This is a genomic window from Enterococcus sp. R12, from assembly GCF_058135755.1.
Map to the genome: position 1 here is coordinate 632,151 of NZ_CM176874.1, position 22,248 is coordinate 654,398.

General features: G+C 42.9%; 19 protein-coding genes and 1 other RNA gene. 16 read left to right on the plus strand and 4 right to left on the minus strand.

Annotated elements, in window-relative coordinates; translation table 11 throughout:
• Positions 1–3 precede the first annotated feature (3 nt).
• Positions 4–1,503, minus strand: coding sequence for an AcpB/EbpR/MafR family transcriptional regulator (locus ACTW1R_RS02930; RefSeq protein ID WP_218212284.1), 1,500 nt, complete (start codon positions 1,501–1,503; stop codon positions 4–6).
• Positions 1,504–1,712: 209 nt separating this feature from the next.
• Here ACTW1R_RS02930 and ACTW1R_RS02935 point away from each other — a divergent pair, with 209 nt between their 5' ends.
• From ACTW1R_RS02935 to ACTW1R_RS02960, 6 genes are all read left to right on the plus strand, one after another.
• Positions 1,713–2,513 (plus strand): MurR/RpiR family transcriptional regulator, encoded by an 801-nt coding sequence (locus tag ACTW1R_RS02935; protein WP_489927394.1) that lies wholly within the window; start codon positions 1,713–1,715, stop codon positions 2,511–2,513.
• 113 nt (positions 2,514–2,626) lie between these two features.
• Positions 2,627–3,997, plus strand: a complete 1,371-nt coding sequence (locus ACTW1R_RS02940; protein WP_218212283.1) for a glycoside hydrolase family 1 protein — start codon at positions 2,627–2,629, stop codon at positions 3,995–3,997.
• Positions 3,998–4,002: 5 nt separating this feature from the next.
• Positions 4,003–5,292 (plus strand): PTS sugar transporter subunit IIC, encoded by a 1,290-nt coding sequence (locus tag ACTW1R_RS02945; protein WP_489927395.1) that lies wholly within the window; start codon positions 4,003–4,005, stop codon positions 5,290–5,292.
• 108 nt (positions 5,293–5,400) lie between these two features.
• Positions 5,401–7,107 carry a glycoside hydrolase family 3 protein gene (locus ACTW1R_RS02950; RefSeq protein WP_489927396.1) on the plus strand — a complete coding sequence of 569 codons (1,707 nt, stop codon included), beginning with the start codon at positions 5,401–5,403 and terminating at the stop codon, positions 7,105–7,107.
• A 24-nt stretch (positions 7,108–7,131) separates the two neighbouring features.
• Positions 7,132–7,644 (plus strand): hypothetical protein, encoded by a 513-nt coding sequence (locus tag ACTW1R_RS02955; RefSeq protein ID WP_489927397.1) that lies wholly within the window; start codon positions 7,132–7,134, stop codon positions 7,642–7,644.
• Positions 7,607–9,463: a glycoside hydrolase family 2 TIM barrel-domain containing protein gene (locus tag ACTW1R_RS02960; protein ID WP_489927398.1), complete on the plus strand. Its 1,857-nt coding sequence runs from the start codon at positions 7,607–7,609 to the stop codon at positions 9,461–9,463. The genes ACTW1R_RS02955 and ACTW1R_RS02960 overlap by 38 nt, the downstream gene beginning before the upstream one ends.
• Positions 9,464–9,588: 125 nt before the next feature.
• On the opposite strand, the gene ACTW1R_RS02965 is transcribed toward ACTW1R_RS02960, so the two are convergent.
• Together ACTW1R_RS02965 and ACTW1R_RS02970 are read right to left on the minus strand one after the other, a co-directional pair.
• Positions 9,589–11,373, minus strand: a complete 1,785-nt coding sequence (locus tag ACTW1R_RS02965) for an ABC transporter ATP-binding protein (protein ID WP_489927399.1) — start codon at positions 11,371–11,373, stop codon at positions 9,589–9,591.
• The gene (locus tag ACTW1R_RS02970; RefSeq protein ID WP_015509023.1) at positions 11,366–13,099 is read right to left on the minus strand and encodes an ABC transporter ATP-binding protein; all 1,734 of its coding nucleotides are present in this window, start codon (positions 13,097–13,099) and stop codon (positions 11,366–11,368) included. The genes ACTW1R_RS02965 and ACTW1R_RS02970 overlap by 8 nt, the downstream gene beginning before the upstream one ends.
• Positions 13,100–13,205: 106 nt before the next feature.
• Here ACTW1R_RS02970 and ACTW1R_RS02975 point away from each other — a divergent pair, with 106 nt between their 5' ends.
• The 10 genes from ACTW1R_RS02975 (at position 13,206) to ACTW1R_RS03020 (ending at position 21,657) form a co-directional block, all read left to right on the plus strand.
• Positions 13,206–14,009, plus strand: coding sequence for a MerR family transcriptional regulator (locus ACTW1R_RS02975; protein ID WP_159161531.1), 804 nt, complete (start codon positions 13,206–13,208; stop codon positions 14,007–14,009).
• 213 nt (positions 14,010–14,222) lie between these two features.
• Entirely contained in the window at positions 14,223–14,858 is a 636-nt protein-coding gene (locus ACTW1R_RS02980; RefSeq protein WP_010748831.1) for a YczE/YyaS/YitT family protein, read from the plus strand.
• A gap of 139 nt (positions 14,859–14,997) precedes the next feature.
• Positions 14,998–16,365 carry an RsmB/NOP family class I SAM-dependent RNA methyltransferase gene (locus tag ACTW1R_RS02985; RefSeq protein ID WP_005227634.1) on the plus strand — a complete coding sequence of 456 codons (1,368 nt, stop codon included), beginning with the start codon at positions 14,998–15,000 and terminating at the stop codon, positions 16,363–16,365.
• Positions 16,366–16,433: 68 nt separating this feature from the next.
• Complete coding sequence (locus ACTW1R_RS02990; protein ID WP_005227636.1) at positions 16,434–16,769, plus strand: hypothetical protein; 336 nt, start codon at positions 16,434–16,436, stop codon at positions 16,767–16,769.
• Between the two features lie 131 nt (positions 16,770–16,900).
• Positions 16,901–17,407: a tRNA adenosine(34) deaminase TadA gene (gene tadA / locus ACTW1R_RS02995; protein WP_015509027.1), complete on the plus strand. Its 507-nt coding sequence runs from the start codon at positions 16,901–16,903 to the stop codon at positions 17,405–17,407.
• 29 nt (positions 17,408–17,436) lie between these two features.
• Positions 17,437–17,523: signal recognition particle sRNA small type (gene ffs, locus ACTW1R_RS03000), an RNA gene on the plus strand.
• A gap of 633 nt (positions 17,524–18,156) precedes the next feature.
• Positions 18,157–19,539 (plus strand): bifunctional metallophosphatase/5'-nucleotidase, encoded by a 1,383-nt coding sequence (locus tag ACTW1R_RS03005; RefSeq protein WP_218212277.1) that lies wholly within the window; start codon positions 18,157–18,159, stop codon positions 19,537–19,539.
• A gap of 90 nt (positions 19,540–19,629) precedes the next feature.
• A complete protein-coding gene (locus ACTW1R_RS03010; RefSeq protein ID WP_015509029.1) occupies positions 19,630–20,250 on the plus strand; it encodes a YutD family protein in 621 nt (206 codons plus the stop codon).
• A gap of 1 nt (position 20,251) precedes the next feature.
• Positions 20,252–21,022 carry a TIGR01457 family HAD-type hydrolase gene (locus tag ACTW1R_RS03015; protein ID WP_010748835.1) on the plus strand — a complete coding sequence of 257 codons (771 nt, stop codon included), beginning with the start codon at positions 20,252–20,254 and terminating at the stop codon, positions 21,020–21,022.
• Positions 21,019–21,657 (plus strand): TIGR01906 family membrane protein, encoded by a 639-nt coding sequence (locus ACTW1R_RS03020; RefSeq protein WP_074934539.1) that lies wholly within the window; start codon positions 21,019–21,021, stop codon positions 21,655–21,657. Before ACTW1R_RS03015 ends, ACTW1R_RS03020 begins: the two co-directional genes overlap by 4 nt.
• A 56-nt stretch (positions 21,658–21,713) precedes the next feature.
• On the opposite strand, the gene ACTW1R_RS03025 is transcribed toward ACTW1R_RS03020, so the two are convergent.
• On the minus strand, positions 21,714–22,223 hold the full coding sequence (locus ACTW1R_RS03025) for a phosphatidylglycerophosphatase A family protein (RefSeq protein WP_005227653.1): 510 nt from the start codon (positions 22,221–22,223) through the stop codon (positions 21,714–21,716).
• Positions 22,224–22,248: the final 25 nt, after the last annotated feature.

Below are 22,248 nucleotides of genomic sequence, written 5' to 3' on the forward strand. Positions count from 1 at the left end.
TTTTCAGTTATAGAAGGAGCTTTTTTCGGTGTTTTGCAACGCAAAATTATGGATGATTTTTGGGTTGATGATTTTCAAGAAATTGTTCCAATCATCTGCATCTGGGATCGATTTTATTAGGAGGCATTCAACATCCAGAATATACTCTTCCAAATACTCTGCGTAATTCGTCACGACTAGATCAATCTTGTTTCGTTCCACATAATCCAAAGAAAACTCACTGGAATCAGGGAATTGTAAAACATGATATCGACCAAAATATTTTACAGCAAAAGCATTGATGTGAAGGCAAATATGAGCATCCCCTTCTAAAAGAAAGGCGATCCGGCGTGGGTTGCCCCAGTATTTTTCTTTTAATCCTTCAAAGTACAAAGTGAAGCGGGCACTGATTGCTGGCAGAGCGGTCGCTTCAAAGAGAGGCTCTCTAAGAAGAAACCGTGTATTTTCCTCATACTCTTTAGGGTATTGTGTTTGTGCGTAATTGGAAATTTCTTCCATGCTTTGATTGTAGGTAGGGGATATCAGCTGCTTTATTTTTTCCGTAATAAAGAAAGAATGGAGAAAAACAAAATCTCGGGACTGATCATGATCGGAAATCTGCTGGAGCTGGCAAAAATTGGCAGTCAGTTCTTTTAGCTCAGGCCAATGGTCAAAGCGGGTAACAAATGATATTTCCCTGAGATAGTTGTTTATCCCACGGTTACTTGCTAGTAGAGCGAAAAGATAGACCAGCTCCTCTGACGGTAAAGACAAGGAAAAAGCGGTTTGGAGTCGTTGATTGAGGGGCTGGATTTCTTGGAAGAGTTCATCTGCCAAGACGATCTTTTTTAATTGTTCGGAGACAACGACAGTTTCTCCCGCTTGATGACGCTCAAGGATAATATACAACCAATAACTGATATACCAAAATGAAGCTGTATTATTGGTTTTGCCGCGTATATTGCGAAAAAAATCTAAGACGATATTTTGCACAGCAATGGTTGGACGTACCGTATGAGGCGTAGCGTCCGACTCATAATAAAAGGCATGGAAAAATTTGCGAATATCCGCTTCTGATCCGATCAGACGGAAATTCTTATGATCAACAGATAACTGAAAGGGCTTCAGGGCTTTTTCAAAAAGTGTCAAATAGCGTAAAAGGGAACTCTCAGAAAGATAAAAATAGTCTGCCCATTCGGAAACTGTTCGATATTCTCCCTTAAACAGATGCTCAAGAATAACGAATAACGGTTCATTTTGAAGGAGCGCTCGTTTTCGTTCCAGATATTCCTTCGGTAGTAATTCGTGAAGAGAATAGCCATTCGACGTGGATTCGATCATGAGCGTACTTCCAAAGTAGCTCCGTAGCCCCTCCATATCATAAATGATCGTGCGCCGCGAACTCTGGACAGCTTTGGACAACTCACGATTCGAAAGGATCTTATGCCGTTCCAAAAGATTCAATAGTTTCAACCAACGAATGGTGGTCGTAGAAGTAATAAACGTCATCTGAAAATTTTTCATTTGCAACACTCCCATACGGTCTGTTTGATGGATCATCGCTCACGTCTGATTATGGAATATGAATACGGGCAAGGCAAGGGAAAGGTTTTTGGATTCAAATTATCGAAGTGGGCGCAGAGTATAAGGAGAATTTCACCAATTCAACTTTGCTTTCCCTAGCTTTCATTGTATATTTAGGTGAAAGCGTATTTAGGAGGTAGATAGATCGAATGGAAAATAAAGGAACCTCAGTCAGAAGTCTTTTGTTGCGCTATTTAAATAATCAGAAAAAACAAGACAATAATTACTTTATTGCACAGGCGATTCTAAGAAGTTTTTCGAAAATCCCTAAGATGACCATTTATGAACTCGCAGAAGAATGCTTTGTGTCGACTGCAGCGATTTCGCGATTCATTCGAATTTTGGCTTTTTCATCTTATACGGAATTCAAACAAGCGGTTGAAAAAGAGATCGATATCGCCAGCGATTATTCCAAAAAAGTGATCCAGCCCGTGGAACAAAGGGAGGAATTTCTGGACGAATTCACCTCAAATCTTTTGATCAATTTGAGGTACGCCAAAGAACATCTCTCGATTTCAGAACTTGAAACAGTGGTCTCTGCGATCCATGAAACAGAAAACGTTGCTGTGTTTGGCTTAGAATTTGCTGCTTTTATGGGACAGCATTTGCAAAGCAAATTAGCAAGCATGGATAAAATTATTCGGATTGGTTTTACAGTGGAAGAGCAATTAAAAATTGTGGAAGAAAGCTCGCCAGATAGCTTGGTTTTGATTTTTTCGATGGAGGGTGGTTTCTTTTACTTTAGTGAAAAAGTGATTGCAGCCTTGAAGAAAAAGGGAATCAAAATTATCGTCTTTACGTTTAAGCATTCTCCAATCATTGAGCGAAGTGCAGACCAAATTATCCTCTGTGGAGAGATCAACGAAAACACCGAAGGACGGATTGCTATTCTATATATGATGGAGTTACTGATTTATATGTATATGAAAAAGTTCTATTTGCCTCAATAGTTTCATATTTTGAAACAAGACCTTTGGATTTGAAACCAGAGGTCTTGTTTTGTTGTCGTTAGAATTAATTCTGAATGGTATCGTTTTCTTATAAGGGAAAGGTGGAAGGAACAATGGTCAAAAAAGATTTTTATTGGGGGGCATCAACCTCAGCATTTCAAGTAGAAGGAGGCTTTGGTGAAGGTGGAAAAGGGGTTGCAACAACAGATGTGCGTCACGTACCGGAGGGAATTGCAGATTCGAAGATCGCGTCCGATCACTATCATCATCTAAGCGAAGACATTGAATTAATGGCAGACTTAGGGATCGATCTCTATCGTTTTTCGTTCAATTGGACACGTGTCATGGGTGATGGTGATCAGCCGAATCAAGAAGGCATCGATTTTTATAATCGTTTGATTGATGGGTGTCTTGAAAAAGGAATCACACCTTTTCCTACCCTCTATCATTTTGAAATGCCGCAAGCATTAGTAACCAAATTTGGCGGATGGAAATCAAGAAAATGTATTGATTACTTTGTTGCTTATGCAAAAGTTTGCTTTCAGCATTTCGGTGATCGCGTCAAGCTGTGGGGAACGATCAACGAGCAATTGATCGTCACAGCAGCTTCTGATTTAAATGGCAATCACGAAACGGATGCAGATGAAAAAATGAAGCAGATGTATCAAATGAGTTACAATATGTCGCTAGCTGAGAAAAAGACAATTCAAGTTTTTCGAAAAATCGTAAGAGATGGTCAAATTGGTCCCGTGTGCTCTATGCAAGTTGTTTATCCTGAAACACCTTCGCCAAGGAACATCTTAGCAGCTAAGAACGCCGAAGACTTTTTACAAAATTGTTTTCTCGACATGTCAGTATTCGGCGAGTACCCGAAAAGCTACTGCAATTATTTGAATGAAAAAGGTTGGTATCCAGAAACGGAACCAGCTGATCGAGAAATTTTGAAGAAGAATAAACCAGATCTTATAGGGATAAACTATTACTGTAGTACCTGTATTCGTGCCGTTGAACCGGGAGAAGATACAAGCAAACTACCACCATTTTATCGAAATGAGCGATTTACGTTAGGGAACAATCCTTATTTAACGAAGACGAAATGGATGGAATTTGGTATTGACCCTGAAGGATTATATATAGGTATGCGGTCGATTTATGAAAAATACCATTTACCAATGATGGTAACTGAAAACGGTTTAGCGTATTCTGATAGTATTGAAGACGGGCAAATTCACGATGTCTATCGTATTGATTACTTGGAACAGCATATTAAGCAATGTGAGCGTTTTATGGAGGAAGGATATCCTTTATTGGGTTATAGTCCTTGGTCACTACTTGATTTGGTTAGTTCACACCAAGGGTTTAAAAAGCGATATGGTTTGATTTTTGTTGATCGCACAGATGAAGATCCGAAAGAATGTCGACGAATTCCCAAAGACAGTTACTATTGGTACCAAAATAAAATAAAAAACACTAAAAAGGGGTAAGAAAAATGAATGCATTTATCCACTTTATGGAAAAGAGATTTATTCCCGTTGCGAATAAAATTTCTTTGAATCGCTATTTAAAAAGTGTGAGTACAGGTTCGATGTCATTACTAGGCGTTATTATGTTAGGTGCCATCTTTACAGTTATTTCTAGTTTAAGCTGGGAACCGTATCAAAACTTTCTATCAGTGACCAACATTGGGACAGTGATGAATTATATTCCAGCTTACACAATTGATTTATTAGGTTTGTATATGGCATTTAGTATTGCCTACTGTGGAGCAGGAATATTCGGGATCAAAGAACAAGCTTTGGGGACGGGGTTCATCTCATTGGTATGTTTCCTGTTATTAACGCCACTCACTGAAAATCCCGAAGCAAGAGCTTCATTTTTAAGTACCAATTATTTAGGCGCGCGCGGGGTCTTCGTGGCAATTTTCGTTTCACTGATCACGATTCAACTGATGAAATTGTTTGTGGAAAAAAATATTACGATCAAAATGCCTGATGGGGTGCCAGAAATGGTGACCAAGTCATTCACTTCTTTAATTCCAGCAGTTGTGATTGCATCACTTTTTGGAATTGTTAAATTTGGCTTTAGTGTAACTAGTTATAATTCGGCGACAGATTTTGTTTATACATTGCTTCAAGAACCATTGCAGCGATTGACGGGTTCCTTAACTGCCTTTTTGATTCTTATTTTGATCTCGAATCTCTTATGGTTTTTCGGGATCCATGGTTCAATGACCGTATTGCCGATTCTCATGCCGATTTTCTTGGGTTATCTTGCAGACAATAGTGCTGCTGTGGCGGCGGGAGAAGCAGTCCCTCATGCCATTAATTTTGGGTTATACGATTTGGCATGTTTAGGGGGCAGCGGTGCAACGATTGGTTTAGTGACTGACATGTTTTTATTTTCCAAGAGTAAGCGCTACAAATCATTTTCAAAAATCGTATTTCCAAGCGGTCTTTTTGGTGTAAATGAACCAGTTGTCTTTGGAATGCCGGTAATGTTGAATGTGATGCTTTTGATTCCGTTCTTATTGACGCCATTAGTGATCACTTCTCTTGGGTACGCATTGATTTCCATGGGAATCATTACCGCACCGATTGGCATCCTAGGGGCGGGCTCGTTACCTCCGCTGATCCACGGCATCGTTCAAGGGAGCCTCTCTTTTGGTATCTATCAACTATTTGCAGTTGCTATTTCTATGGCTATCTATTACCCGTTCTTTAAAACCTTAGATAATCAAGCAGTTCAAGAAGAACGTTTAGCACAAGAGCAAGCTGGATAAGAAACTCGCACAGGATTTACAGTTAACCATAATAACAACAAACGAGCGCAAGAGTGAAGTGATTCTTGCGCTCGTCGTCTGTGAAACTATCGATTGGAGGACAACTCAGTGAGAGAGACAAGAGAAACACTTTTCAAATTTACAGAGACAAGGAAAAAACAAATTCAGAAGATCGTAGAAAACATGTCAGTTATGGAAAAAATTGGTCAGCTTTTTTTCGTGATTGGACAATCAGGTTCTGTAAAGGAATTGACGGCTTTTATTAAGAAATACCAACCGGGAGGAATGATGTATCGCCCCGACAATGCTGAAAAATTGAAGGATCAGCTAAGAGCAGTCCAAGATGCTAGCACAATACCGTTATTTCTTTCAGCAAATTTAGAGTCAGGTGGGAATGGTATTCTTACGGAAGGGACATGGGTCGGTAATCCTATGCAGATCGCCGCTACAGATTGCACCGAAAATGCCTATTACTTAGGAAAAATTGCTGGGCTGGAAGCGGCTCGAATTGGTATTAATATGGCTTTTTCACCGATTGTCGATATTGATTATAACTTCAAGAACCCAATCACGAATACTCGCACATTTGGAAGTGATCAAAAACGAATTATTCGCATGGCTCAAGCGCAGATAGACGGTTTTTCTGAGAGTAACATCATTCCAGTGATCAAGCATTTTCCTGGGGACGGTGTTGATGAAAGGGATCAACATTTACTGAGTTCGATCAATTCACTCTCCGCGAATGAGTGGATGGAATCGTATGGGACTATTTATCGCCAGTTTATTGAAAAAAACGTCAGATGTATCATGGTGGGACACATTTATCAGCCTGCATGGGAGCGAAAACTTTCACCAACTATCAGAGAAACCGAATTGATGCCTGCTTCTTGCTCGAAACTTCTAGTTAACGGGTTACTAAGAGATACACTGGGCTTCAATGGTTTGGCTATCACTGATGCAACACCAATGGTCGGTTACACGACGATCATGCCTCATAGAGAGCGACTCGTTGCTTCAATCAATGCAGGAATCGATATGTTGCTTTTTAATAAAAATATTGATGAAGATTATGAAGTGATCGCATCTGCTGTAAAAGAGGGAAGCATTCGTATGGAACGTTTGGATGAAGCAGTCGCACGAATTTTAGCAGTCAAGATGTACCATGGTTTATTTACTGAAGTAAGGGAAGAGACAGTCAATAGTACTCCTAAAAGTGTCATCGATCGTACTGAATATCAGTGGGTAACGAAAAAAATTGCTGATGAGTCGATTACATTGGTCAAAGACAGAGAAAAACACTTACCACTCACCCCACAACGATACCCTCGAATCCGTCTCGTTATTTTGGGTGATTCTGACGACGGTGGATTTAAAGAGGGAGGACGAGTGGGTCCGCTTTTTCAAGCTGGATTAGAAGCTGCTGGATTTGAAGTCAACCTTTTCGATAATCAACAATTGGATTTCCAAGAGGTTTTCGAGGCAGGGGTTGAGGATCTTAGAAATAAATTTGATTTGGCATTGTATGTTGCTAATGTTGAGACCGCCAGCAATCAGACAACAGTTCGTTTGGATTGGAATCATTTGATGGCCGCAAATGCTCCCTGGTATGAAAAGGATCTCCCTACCATTTTTGTTTCTACTGCCAATCCCTATCACTTATTTGACATCCCTTATGTTTCAACTTTTATCAATGCGTATACAGGAAATCCAGAAACAGTGGAGGCTGTAATCCAGAAATTGCTAGGGAAAGAACCGTTTAAAGGTAAGAGCCCGATCGATCCATTTTGTGGGGACTTTTTAGCTAGAGCAAAATAACTTTTATAAGAAGGAGGAGAAAAAATGAGACAAAATCGATTACTGAATGATGGCTGGCAATTTCACTTAGGTGAGATAGAAGAGCCAATGAAAACAGTCAGAAAAGCCGCAGCTATCGGTGGCTTGGCAGCTCCGCTTGAAAATGAAGCGGGGGATACTGTTTTGATAGGTGCTGGTGGAGAACATTTTCTACGGCTGATTGCTCAAGGTGATCGTGAAAAAGGCTTGAGAATGTTGGCGAACACTGCTTTGGGAAGTGAACTTGACGAAGATTGGGTATCTGTTGATCTCCCTCATGATTGGAAAAATGAACTTCCGTATGTTAATGATCCCGATTTACTGATGAGTGGATCAAAGCCAGATGGCATTGCCTATTACCGTAAGACTTTTGCGTTAACTCTAGATGAAGTGAACGAAAAGCAAGTGACTCTCCACTTTATGGGCGTCATGCGTATGGCATCTGTCTGGTTTAATGGTGTATTTCTAGGTGATCATTACAGTGGATACGACGAAAGGCGCGGAAGGCTGGTGGTATGAGGGAGCAGGTATATATAAGGATGTATATTTAGAAATAAAGCCAAAGCTTCAGATCGTGGCAGAAGCATCGTTTATCGAAACAACTGAAATAAACCAGCAGGAAGCGCTCCTTAAAATCACCGTTGGTCTTGCTAACCATCATTTTGAGAAAAAACAAAAGATAACGATCAAAAGTCAGGTGGCTGATCAACAAAATATCCATGAGTGTAACGTGGATCCTTTGGCGACAACAGAATGGAGTTATTGTCAAAAAATCTGCGCGCCTCAGCTATGGTCTCTCGAGAATCCACATCTATACCAAGCTACTTTTCAACTATTTGATGGCGAGAACCAAATCGATGACTATCAGCTTTTTTTTGGTATTAGGACAGTCGTATATACTACGAAAGGTTTTCTGCTTAATGGGGAACGTAAAGAATTAAGAGGGGTCTGTGAGCATCAAGATTTTGGTGGTCTAGGTGTCGCATTACCAAAAGATATTTTACGGTATAAGCTGTTGAAAATGAAAGAAATGGGGGTAAACGCCTATCGCAGTGCACATCACTTTGCTTCTAAAGACCTCCTTGAATTATGTGATGAGTTAGGTATCATCGTTATGAACGAGAACCGCATCTTGGAATCTAGTGAGTGGCGGACAAATGAGCTGGCAAAAATGGTGAAGCAAACACGTAATCATCCTTCTCTTTGTTTTTGGTCCCTTTGTAATGAAGAGGTGATTGGTCATACGCCGCTTGCTTACCGAATGGCACAAAAATTAGCAGCTGTGATCCGAACCCATACTTCGCAAAGTCTTATTGTTTCAGCGGAATTACTTAATCCTGCTGGTCAGGTGGATGCTTCTTATATGCGTATTTTTGATGTGAACGGGGTCAATTATCCTGAGTCTGCTGTAAATGGGACAGGTTTAGTTGCTGTAAAGGAAAAGTATCCGCTATTTTCATATCTTAGTACGGAAAGTGCTTCTTACTTTTCGACAAGAGGGGTCTATCAAGATAACAGCGAAAAATGTCATACTTCAAACTTTGGTTCTCTTTATTCTATGGTCTTACCTGGGAAACGAAAGCCTGAAGAGCCAGGAACCGGTGGTACGGCTAAACCGAAAGAAGTACTGCGTTACTTAGAAGAACATGCCTATATGGGAGGTGTCTTCTTGTGGACATTTATGGATTACTACGGTGAGCCAGCACCGTTTCGCTGGCCTGGGATCAGTTCTCAATTTGGAATTACAGATACGGTCGGATTTGAAAAGGATTCTTTTTATTATTATCAATCAAGGTGGACTGAAACACCAATGGTTCATGTGTTTCCTCACTGGAACAAAGAAGGGTTAACAATTGACCAAGGGGTTACGGAGGTGAGGATTTTTTCTAATTGTCATACTGTTGAGTTGTTTCTGAACGGGAAGAGTTTTGGAAAGAAAAAAAATGATAAAGATGGCCTATCTTGGCGTATTCCTTATGAACCAGGTTGTTTAAAAGCCATTGGTGTCAAAGAGGAACAAACAATTGAAGCAACTCGAAAAACAAGTGGTCCGACTGATTCTGTCACAGTTAAAGAACGATTCTGTGGAGCGGACTACTCTCTATTTGAGATCCAAGGAATCGATTCAGAAGGGATCGAGGTGCCAACTGCAGACGAACTTGTAGCGGTTTTGGTAAAAAATGGCACAATCCTCGGACTTGCTAATGGCGATCCCGCAGATCTAGACGGGTATAATTGCCAAGAGAAAAAACTTTTTTCAGGAAAATTAATGGCAATCATAAAAAAAGAACCAGGAAAAGTACCACTTATCCAAGCAGCACTAAAAAAAGTTGAGTAAAAGAGAAACAATTGAAGGTAATAGTAGTTAGCTTTGGTGCTCACAGATTTTAACGGAAAAAGAAAAAAGCCGAACCACAACCTCGACAGTTTATAAAGTCATTGGTTGGTGGTTCGGCTTTTTCATCAAGCTGTTGCAAACTGGCTGTTATATAGTTGGGCGTAAAGGGAATCTTGTGCCAGTAATTCTGTGTGGGAGCCTTTTTCGACGACGGAGCCGTCTTTCATCACTAAGATCAAGTCAGCGTTTTTGATGGTAGAAAGACGATGGGCGATGATAAAGCTGGTTCGTCCTTGGGTCAAACGATCCATCGCCGTTTGGATCATTTGTTCCGTCCGCGTGTCGACACTGGAGGTGGCTTCATCAAGGATCAGGATCGTTGGGTCTGCTAAAATCGCCCGAGCGATCGTCAATAATTGTTGTTGTCCTTGTGACAGTTCGCTTTCGGAACCAATGACGGTATCGTAACCGTTGGGCAGGGTCCGCACGAAGTGGTCGCATTGGGCGGCTTTGGCGGCAGCCAAGATGTCTTCTCGAGTGGCATCGGGATTGCCATAAGCGATATTTTCAACGATGGTTCCTTGGAATAGCCACGTATCTTGCAGCACCATACCGAATTTTTTTCGTACTGCTGGTGCCGAAAAGGACATCATGTCTTGATCGTCCAGCAAGATCTTCCCACCATTCAATGGATAAAAGCGCATCAAAAGATTGATCATGGTGGTTTTTCCAGCACCTGTTGGTCCAACGATCGCGACCGTTTGTTTTGGTTTGACGGAAAATTCGACGTTTTCCATCAAGAGTTTTTCCTTGCTGTAGCCAAAGGAGACGTGTTGAAAATCGATTTTTCCTTTGATAGTTTGTGGAACTGGCAGTTGTTGGGTCGCAGTTTCTTCTTCAGGATAATCAAGGATCTCAAAAATTCGTTCGAGAGATGCTAAGGCACTTTGCAAGGTGTTCATAATATAAGAGGCTTGCGTGATCGGTTCAGACACTTGGTTGATGTATTGCAGATAGGCTTGTACGAGACCAATGGATAATTGCCCTTGCAACACCATCAGACCACCAACGACGGCGCTTAAGATAAAGCCGATTTGATTGATAAAGCGCACGAATGGATTGATAGCTGCACTGACGAACTGTGCTTTCCGAAAGGCTTTAAATTGGGCTTCACTCAATTCCGCCATTTCCGCTTCAACGGCAACTTGTTGGTTGTAGGATTTGATCAGCGGATTTGCGGTATAAAACTCTTCCGCACGACTGCTGACTGCACCTAATGTTTCTTGGTTTTTGGTAAAGTAGCTCAAGTTTTTTCGTGCGAGAACGGTAGTCACAAAAGCACTCAAAAGCAAAATCAGGACCACGCCGATCGTCAGTAATGGGCTGAGATAAAGCATGGCGATCAAGCCGAAGGTAATGCTGATGGTTGCGGTGATCAATTGCATCAAACCAACTTGCAAGACTTCAGATACTTTATCTAAATCGAGAATCACTCGGCTTAAAATATCGCCAGTATGGTGTTTGTCGTAAAAACTGATAGGCAGGCGATTGAATTTGTCACTGATTTGTTTGCGTAAAGTCAAGGTCAGGGTTTCACTGACACTGGCCATCGTATACTCTTGCAGCAAGGAAAAGAGACTGATCAAAAGCCACGTTCCCGCTAAAAGGACGACTGGACCTAAAATACTTTGCCAAAAATCATTGATCTGCCAGCCTTCTTGTTGAAACAAGGCAATCAGATTATCCAGTCCACGCCCCAAGATCAAAGGGGCGATGGACATTAGTAAGGAAAAGAACAAGGCGGAAGCGATAATCAGTAGAAAGCGGGCTTTTTGTTCCATCAGCAAACGCAGCAAGCGTCGGCTTGTATGTTTCATGTTTTTTGGTGTATCCATTGTTTGTTTACTCATCCTTCATTCCTCCCATTCCTTGAGATGAGGCAAACTCTTGATAAGTTTGGCAATTGCGTAATAATTCTTCGTGGGTTCCTTTACCGACCATTTTGCCGTTATCCAAGACAATGATTTGATCGGCATTTTTGACGGTCGATACCCGCTGAGCCACGATAATGACGGCGGCATCTTTCGTGTATTCTTTCAATGCACGCCGCAAATTGGCATCTGTTTGATAATCCAAAGCAGAAAAACTGTCGTCAAAGAAGTAGATTTCTGCTGGCTTTGTCAGCGCTCGGGCAATACTCAGTCGTTGCTTTTGACCGCCAGAGAAATTGCTGCCTTTTTGAGCAACTGGACTTTCATAACCTTCAGGCAAGCCTTCAATAAATGACTTGGCTTGAGCAACTTCAGCGGCTTTTGCCATCGCCTCATGGGTTGCTGGACGATTGCCGAAACGCAAGGTTTCTTGAATCGTGCCGCTAAGCAAGAGCGCTTTTTGCGGGACATAACTAATTTGGTCCCGTAATTCGGCTTGTGAGATCTCTTTGATGTTGCGGCCAAAAAGCGTGATCGAACCAGCAGTCACATCTTTGAAACGCAACAGCGCTTTGGCGATGGTGCTTTTGCCAGAGCCAGTTCCACCAACGATCGCTGTCGTTTTGCCTCGGTGGATCTCAAAGCTGATATCTTCTAAGACAGGTTCTTCGGCACCTTCATACGTAAACTGCACGTGATTGAAAGCTGCGATCGTTTCTGACACGGCGGTCTTGTTTAAGGTTTGGTCACCGTCGATCAAATCAATTGGTTCTTCCAAAACTTCTGTGATCCGTTGCAAGGAAGTCAAGCCTTTAGGCACCATCACGATCACCATCGCTGCCATAGTCAAAAACCAGAGACTCAGGATCGTGTATTCGATGATGGCAGTAATACTACCAATAGCAAGGTGGCCCTGCAGACTTTGATAGCCGCCGTAGACAAGGATAGTCGAAATCGAGAGTCCCATTACTAAATTGACGGTCGGATTCAAGACAGCAAAGAGGCGATTGACTTGGATCATGGTTTTCGCATATTCCGTCAGTGTTTGATCTGTCCGTTCTTTTTCGTAAGCAGCTTTGTCGAATGCTCGAATCACCCGAGCGCCAGTAAAGGTTTCTCGTAAGATCCGCATCATTTTATCGACTAGTTTTTGCGTAATTTGTGATAATGGGATCGCTTTGCGAATCACTCCATAAGCGATCATTGAAAAACATAGGATCGCTACGATTGGGACCCAAATCATCCGTAAAGAGACGGTGCCGGTTAGAAAAATTGAAGCAGCGACGATCATTGGGGCTGGCAAAATCATTTGCAGCGCCATCATCAAAATTTGTTGGATGTTGTTGATGTCGCTGGTGGTACGTGCCAGCAAAGTGGGCGTACCATAGCCATCAACAGCGGATACAGAGAGTTCTTGTGTTTTTTTGAAAAGGCGCATCCGCAAAAAATGCCCGAATTTTCCTGAAAGATGGGCAGATAAATAACTACCGCCTACAGAGACGATCACGGTGCCGATGGCAATGGCAAACATCCACCAGCCATTGTGCCAAATGGCTGTCGTGTCGACTTTCAAGATCCCTTCATCAATGATTTTTGCCAAAAAATACGGCAACAAGAGTGTGCCGAAGGATTGGACCAGCATCAAAAGAAATAAACTGAAAAAGAAGCGTCGTTCTTCTTTATAAAATAACTGTAATTGTTTCATGATTTCCCTCCAAAAATATCGTTCTATGGTAGAATAAACTGTAACGTTACGTTACAGTCAAGCAAGGAGTGAAATTTTTTTGAAAAAACAATTGACCATCAGTGAGATGTCCGCTTATGCTGGCGTGAGTCGGCGCACATTGATTTATTACGATCAGATCGATTTATTCAAACCGCATTCGATTGGTGAAAACGGCTATCGCTACTACGGCTTTGAACAATGCCTTGAGTTAGACGTGATTTTGCTCTTGCGTTCTTTAGACATGCCCTTGCAAGACATTCGACAATTTTTGAAAAACCGCAACCCTGAATACACGCAAAAGGAACTTGTGGAACGGCGAGGAGAAGTTCGTACCAAAATCGCTGCGCTGCAAGAATTGGAACGAACCTTCGATCGCTACATCCAGCGCTATGAAAAAGTACAGAAAGCCGATTTTGAGACCTTTACGATAGCGCACCACGAAGCAGAGGCGTTTATCGTTTCCGAAGAGATCGCTGGCGATGATCCAGAATCTGCTTATCAAGTGTACGCCCGTTTTTATCCGCTAGTGGATTATAAAGATGCTTTCAGTGGCTACCCCATCGGCTTTTTAAGTGCTGGAACGACATTAGAGGATCAGACCTTTCACGCATCGCCTTATCGGGCACTGATCTTGATTCCCCAAGATCGGCTACATCTCTATCCTGAAAAGCTGATCATCACGCGCCCTACTGGCACGTATGTGTCTGGGTTTGTCAGTGAGGGAGAGGAACAAATTGCTGCTTTTACCCATCGCATCCAAGCCTTTCTAAAAGAGAAGCAGTTGAAGATCGATGGCGATGTTTGGGAATTGTTATGGCAAGATGAAGTCTTTACCGCCCAAAAAGAATTGCAGATATTTGAAGTGATGGTCCCAGTGAAGCCCGAGTAATGGACGAGGCACGCGTATCTGTAGGAACCGAAAATCAAGATACGCAATCGCAATGGTTGTTGCGGGCTTTTCAATGGAAGCAAAATAGAAGCAAAAGAGATGGACGAAGCAAGATCCCTCCCCTACAAAGAGCCCAGAGAAGCGTTGAAATTCCCATTTTCCTTTTTTCTCGTTATACTTGAAAGAACAGATGAGAAAAAAGGGGAAATTTTAATGAAAAAAGAAACAGGATTACGCTCGCTTTATGCGTTGATTGGTGTCGCCATTTTAGGATTCGGGGCGGCATTGTTGCGGGTCGGCGGAGTAGGGCTAGACCCATACACAGCAGCCAATATTGGTGTCGGCGAGCTGCTAGGGTTATCTCTTGGGGTCTATCAATTGATGATCAATATCGCTGTCCTAGTATTGATTTTTATCTTTGGCCGTCGCCATATCGGTATCGGGACGGTCATCAATATGGTGCTGACAGGATTCTTCATCGACTTTTATACCAATGTTTTTGATTGGTTATCCGTCGGTCCGAATAATTGGTGGCAGCAAGGTTTGTTCTTGTTGATCGGGATCATCTTCTTTACCTTCGGAGCTTCATTTTATATGTCAGCGAATTTGGGCAGCGCCCCCTATGACGCGATCGCCCCAACCATCGTCGATCAGACGAAAGCTAATTACCGAGTGGTGCGGGTGATTCAAGACGTTGCCTTTGCCTTGATTGGACTCTTTACAGGCGGACCAATCGGGATCGGAACCTTCATCAGTGCCTTTTTAGTGGGCCCACTGATCAAATTCTGGGACAACCGTGTCTCTCAGCCATTCATCGAAAGCAGTGTCAAAAAAGCGATTTTTAAATAAAAAAGGTCTGCAGCAAAGAGAAGTCGAAGCGATTTAGTCGCCCACTTCACTCAGCTGCAGTTTTTTTGCCATTTGATCAAGGAATTCTTGCATAATTGCTTCTCAGTCGCTAGAATAAAAAAGCCGAGGAGGGGTAAGTATGCAATTACCAACACCGTTTATTGAAAAATACCAACAGTTGCTAGGAGAAGAAGCATCAGTTTTTTTTACCGCTTTAACCGATAATCAGCCAATCAAAGGCTTTCGCTTGAATATTGCTAAGCCGCACGCACAAGCGATGCTGGCAAAATATGGACCAGCTGCTGTACCCGCCCCCTATGCAGAAGCGGCTTATATTGGCGAAGTCAAAGGCCGTTCGCTGCTCCATCAAGCTGGCTATGTCTACAGTCAAGAACCTAGTGCGATGATCGTAGCAACGATCGCAGCCGCTCAACCAGGGGAGCGGGTCTTAGATTTATGTGCGGCACCAGGGGGCAAAACAACGCAGCTGGCAAGCCAATTACAAGGAAAAGGGCTGCTTGTAGCAAATGAGATTTTCCCCAAGCGTGCCAAAATCCTATCAGAAAATGTGGAGCGTTGGGGTTTTCCGAATGTAGTCGTTACCAATCAGGCACCGCAAGAATTGAGCCGCCATTTTCCTCAGTTTTTTGACAAGATCGTGGTGGACGCCCCATGTTCTGGTGAAGGAATGTTTCGTAAAGATCCCGTCGCATTAGAAGAATGGCAAGCAGATACACCTGATCAGTGTGCGATCAGGCAAAAAGACATTTTGGCACAAGCCGTTGCGATGCTAAAACCGGGGGGCCAGCTGATCTATTCCACCTGTACCTTTGCCCCAGAAGAAAACGAAGCGATGATGGCTTGGTTAATGGAGGAGTATCCCTTCACGATCGAAGCGATCGACTTGGACAATGTATCTCATGGGCGCAGCGAGTGGGGAGCTGCACCTGGGATTGAGAAAACCATCCGCTTATGGCCGCATTTAAACCAAGGAGAAGGTCATTTCGCTGCGAAATTGACCTCGCTAGCAGAAGCAGCGCCAGTGAAAAAGAAGAAAAAAGGCAAAGGAGCGACAGCCAAGAGTCCATTGGATGCAGCGACTCAAAAGTTGTGGCAAGCCTTTCGCAAGGAGTTTCCGTTTTTACAGGCACTGAATGCGACGCCACAGCTGCTAGGAGAAAACCTCTGGCTCGTTCCTGAAGAAATGCCTTCTTTAAAAGGGATCAAGTTTATGCGCCCAGGTTTGCACGTCGGCGTCGTTAAGAAGAATCGGATCGAGCCAAGTTATGCGTTGGCATTGGCGATCCATGCAGAAGAAGGGGCACCGACAGTGCCGATCACTTTGCCGCAATGGCAGCAGTATGTGGCAGGTGAAACCTTGAGCGTGCCAGGAAATGCTGGATGGGTGATTTTGACAGTCGATGAGATCCCAGTCGGTTTTGGAAAACAAGTCCAAGGAACCGTAAAAAACTTCTTTCCTAAAGGATTAAGATTCAAAGCGATTTAAACGAAATAGTGTTTTTATTTCAGTCCTCGTGCTATGATGGAAGTAGCAAAATAAGGGAGCTGATCGATATGAAAACATCATCAAAAGTAACGATTGGATTAAGCATTGCAGCGATCGCTGGGATCACTACTGCCGTCGTTGTATCAGACAAAGTATTCAATAAAGTACGCTTCGCTTGCAACCGACACAAAGTAAAGAAATTTGTCGATGACAAATTCAACGGCAATGAAAAATTGCTGGATGTCGTAGACGGCTTGTCTGACAATGAATTGGATTCGTTGTTAGGTGTGATGAAAAAAGTCAATGAGGGCCGCAACAAAATCTCTGTTTACGGAGACAATATCAAAGATTCGACAGAACATGTCAAAGACAAGTTGACGAGCTTTGTTGATTCCGTCTTTTAAGCCAATCATTCCATTTGAAACTCGCAGGGACATCGGTCTTTGCGAGTTTTTCTCGTCTTTCTAAGCGTTTTTCGTTATACTAACAAGGAAATGCACGAAATGGTGCGAGGTAGAGGAGTGAAAGTGAAGTCGTGGAAAAAACAAGTACCTTGACTGCCGAGGAAAAAGCCTTCTTTATGGAAGAAGCAATCAAAGAAGCCCGAAAAGCAGAAGGGTTGGCAGAAGTACCGATCGGTGCTGTCGTCGTCTTGGATGGTAAAATCATTGGTCGTGGGCACAATCTACGAGAAACGCAGCAGCAAGCCGCAGCGCATGCGGAGATGTTTGCGATCGAAGAAGCCTGTCGCACTGTCGGAAGTTGGCGCTTAGAACAAGCGCAGCTGTTTGTGACCTTGGAACCATGCCCAATGTGCAGTGGGGCGATGTTATTGGCACGGGTGGAAGAAGTGTATTTTGGTGCCTACGATCCCAAAGGCGGCACTGCCGGTACATTGATGAATTTATTGGAAGATGAGCGCTTCAACCATTGGTCCTATGTGGAAGGCGGCATTTTAGAAGAAGCATGCGGCCAGCTGCTAACAGATTTTTTCCGAGCATTACGAGAAAAGAAAAAACAAAAAAAGGCTGGCAATCTCTAACGAAATACGTTATACTAAGTTTTGCCGAAAGGCTAGGACAATGGAGGTCTTGTGAAGCGTGTCAGATCCGGAAGGAAGCAGCACTAAGCAGGATTCTCCATGTGTCTGATTGAAAAACTGCCTGCTATTGAAGAAAGCAGTAGTACTAATTGAATCGATGATCATTCAAACCTGAGACAGACTGTCTTAGGTTTTTTTATTTTTGAAATTCTTTGTGACACCAAGGACTGTTCTAATTGTATTCTGCTTTAAATCTAGGCAAGCGATAGCAGCTCTCAGAGGGTTAAGTTGTATTTTTGATACAAAGGCTTTATTCCTGTTTAGAACCTTACTCTGATAACTTTTGCGTTGGCGATTTTTATACTCTCAAAAAATCAGTAGTTCTGACGAACTGAAACATGGATTACCTGCTCTCGATATTCGATAGAATCGTCGTTTCAAAAACTCTTTATTTTCGCTTCAACGAATTGCCACCGTCGTGTTATCGATAGAACTTCCCCCAAATAACCAATAAAAATTACTTTCCTTTTTACAGTCAGAAAAGTGATTTTTTCTTTTGAACAACTGTCACTGCAGCTGGTTGTTTTTTACAAAAAGTCACCATTCTTTTCCAAGCATTCCAATGGTTTCCCAGAGATTTTATGCTATGCTTATTTTGTAGAGACTTCCGTCGTCTTTCTACTGGCAACCCTTGATGCCAAGAGAAATGGATAGTGATTTCAGGCGACGTATTTGAAAAGAGGCGCATAATGGAAAAAATTACGATTATCCATACCAACGATCTGCATTCCCACCTAGAACATTGGCCGAAGATGCGGCGTTATTTGGATCAAAGAAAACGAGAAGCGGATACGACCGAAGAAACAGTGATCGCAGTCGACTTAGGCGACTTTGTCGATCGCTGGCATCCTTTGACAGAAGCAACTGACGGCAAGGCGAATGTCGATTTGATGAATCAAGGACATTACGATGCGGTGACGATTGGGAACAATGAAGGGGTCGGCAATCCCAAAGAGGTCTTGCAGCATTTATATGACCAAGCAGAATTTCCTGTCATTTTAGGCAATTTATTTGATAAACAGGATTTACGTCCACCCAAATGGGCACAAGAATACAAAATCATGGAAAGCAATCAAGGCGCCAAAATCGGCCTGATTGCTTTTACAGCACCGTTTCCGCTGACATATGCCCCAAACGGCTGGGACATTCGCGAACCCTTGGAGATTTTGCCTTCATTGGTGCAGCATTTGCGCCCCGAGGTCGATCTGTTGGTCTTGATGAGCCATCTAGGCATCAATGCTGATCGCCAGATTGCGAGGGACTTTCCAGAACTAGATGTTATATTAGGTTCCCACACGCACCATTTGTTTGAAAAGGGCGAAGTCATCAATGGGGTTCAAATTGGTGCAGCTGGCAAGTTTGGTTTTAACATTGGCGAAGTCGAAGTGGTCTTAGATGATCACCACCGCCCGATCAAGCATCGCGCCCGTGTGATTCCGACGGATTCGTTGGTGGCTTTTCCGCAAGATGAGGAAGAGATCGCCGAATATCTATCGATCGGCCATCGCTTGTTGCGGGCAAATCAGGTGGCAGAAATTCCAGCAGCGTTTACGAGGGATTGGCAAAGTGAACATTCCTTGGTTCGGGAGGCGCTTTTGGCATTATGTGCCAAAGGACAGACAGATGTCGCCATCTTAAATACGGGGCTATTCTTAGATGATTTGCCACAAGGACGGGTTGATCAAGATCAACTGCACACGATTTTGCCCCATCCGATGCATTTGATTCGGGTGACGCTGCAAGGCGCGGATGTCATTCGATTGGTCTTAGAGATGGAAAAAAATCGCAACTTTTTGCGCAATTTCCCAATTATGGGAATGGGTTTTCGAGGGAAGATTTTTGGCGAACTGGTTTATGAAGGCATCCGCTTTGATGAAAAAAACCACCAAGTATTGTGGAAACAAGAGCCCGTCGATCCTGCTCAAAGCTACACGTTGACCCTTGTGGATCACTACTTGTTTATTCCGTTTTTCCCGACGATCGAGATTGCTGGAACCGTTGAGTTTCTTTTTCCAGACTTTATTCGCACAGTGGTCGGTGATTACCTGAGTCAGAAATACCCCATCCAGTAGTTCGTCACTCCTCCAGCTGGATTTTGCGAGAAAACCGCGACTATCATTGGGGAATAAAACAAGGTATAATAAACAGCAGGTGGTGAAAAAATGACCGAAAAACAAACGATCACAGATGAAATGACATCTGTACTAGAAGAAATTATTGAAGAACCAGCGAAACAACCGCAAAAAGGCGAGTTGGTGACTTTGTTAAATGATGAAGAATTAATGATTGGCAATCGACAATACAAATTGGTCATGGATTATCGTGAAGGCTTCAATCCAGAAAAACTTGGCGAGCGTTACAGTGAAGTGTTGGCACGTTATGATTATATCGTAGGCGATTGGGGTTATGAGCAGTTGCGTTTGAAAGGTTTTTTTGAAAAGGATAACCGCAAAGCATTACCCGATCAGCGTATCGACATGCTGGAAGACTATTTGTATGAGTATTGCAACTTCGGTTGTGCCTATTTCGTGATCCAACGAGTTGGCGGCAAAAAAGAAAAAAGTACCTCCCGCCGACGCAAGAAAAAGCCAACCCAAAACAATCAAAATCAAAACACACAACAAAACGCCCATATAGAAGAAAAGCGTGACACCGTACCGCAGAAAAAAAGCAAACCAACGATCAAAAATCGTAAACCAAAAGAAAAGAACGTCAAAAAAACCGAAACAACCACGGTGAAAAAAGGCAAAAAAGAGTTTACGATTCGACAAAGGGAAGAATAAGATGAAATATAAAGGCTATTTGATTGATTTAGACGGCACGATTTATTTAGGAAAAGCGCCGATCCCTGCTGGGAAACGCTTCGTAGAATCCTTACAAGAAAAAGGACTGCCCTATTTATTTGTGACCAATAATACGACCCGCAGTCCCGAAGTCGTGGCGCAGCGATTAGCGGATGAATTTTCGATCCATGTGGCACCAGAAACGATCTATACCGCAAGCTTGGCGACGATCGATTTTATGAAAGATCATGGCAAAGGCCGCAAAGTATTTGTGATCGGCGAAGCGGGGTTGATCGATTTGATCTTAGCTGCTGGGTTTGAGTGGGAGGAAACCAACCCAGATTATGTCGTGGTTGGCTTAGACAACCACGTGACGTATGAAAAATTTGTTTTAGCAACGTTAGCGATCCAAAAAGGGGCAACCTTTATCGGGACCAATCCAGACAAAAATATCCCGACGGAAAGAGGTTTATTACCTGGTGCAGGTTCACTGATAGCAATGGTGGAGACTGCCACCCAAACGCAACCGATCTTTATTGGCAAACCAGAAGCCATCATTATGGAAAAAGCGGTGGCACACATCGGCTTATCAAAAGAAGAGGTCTTGATGGTGGGAGACAATTATGAAACCGATATTCGATCGGGGATCCAAAACGGGATCGATTCTTTGCTCGTATTATCTGGCTTCACCCCGAAAGCGGCAGTTCCGACATTACCAGTAGCACCAACCTATGTGGTTGATTCTTTAGATGAGTGGGATTTTGAACAATGAAAAAACAAGTGTGGCTTGAACGCTTAGGATTTGTCTGCTTGTTTTTGTTTTTGGTCAGTCTAGCGATCACCCTAACGATCAATTTTCGACCGTTATATTGGTTTGATGTCGATCACTTGAATCTGCTGGATTATACCTCGCTAACAAGAGAAGAGTTGTTGAAGAACTATGGCTTATTGTTAGATTTTCTAAACAATCCCTTTGCAAGTACGCTCGCCTTGCCAGATTTTCCAATGTCTGAAGCTGGCGCTGGGCATTTTTACGATGTGAAACAGTTGTTTCTATTAAATTATGCCGTCATGATCGTCACTTTGCTGCCCAGTATCTGGTTCGTCAATCGGTTACGGCAAAAACAACAGCAATGGCGCTTGATTCGTCCCTTTCAATGGGGGATGATTTTGCCGCTGATTTTCGGGTTTTTGATGGCTGTCGGCTTTGACCGCTTTTTCGTTACGTTCCATGAGATTTTCTTCAGTAACGACGATTGGCTCTTTAATCCAGCCACCGATCCGATCATCAACGTGCTGCCAGAAACGTTTTTCATGCATTGCTTTATTCTCTTTTTCGTCTTGATTGAAGTCTTCTTTTTTGCCTTCTATTGGTGGGGCAAACGAGGCTTGAAAAAAACAGCATAATGAAAAAAAGACCAACGATCCCCTTCCTTTGAGGGAGGCGAATCGTCGGTCTTTTTTTATTGCGTAATGTAATGAGATTTACTTGGGTGTTGATGGGCTAAGCGACTTGCGGCAGAAGCTGCGATGGCACCTACGATATCATCTAAAAAGGTGTGAACGCGGGGACCGTCGTGCTTGTTCAGTTCTTTCAAAATACCCGGTTTGACTTTATCAATGTATCCGTAGTTAGTAAAGCCGATCGAGCCGTACACGTTGACGATGGATAGAGCGAGGATCTCATCGATCCCATAAAGCCCTTCGTCTTCTTTAACGATTTCTTGCAGTGGATGCAGCAGTTGATTTTCTTCTGCCAAAATATCCAATTGGACCCCCGTTAAAATCGTGTTGTGGACTTCCCGCTTGCTTAAGACAGCGTTGACGCTTTCGATACACATCTCCAAGGTGATGCCTTCAATGTAATCTTTTTGCAAGAACATCACCAATTCGCCAATGTCTTGCAGCGAGACACCGCGGTCGGCTAACAATTCTCTTGCTTTGTCTTCAAGTGTTTTGCTTTCTAATACCATATAGTTCCCCTCCATGTAAAAATAG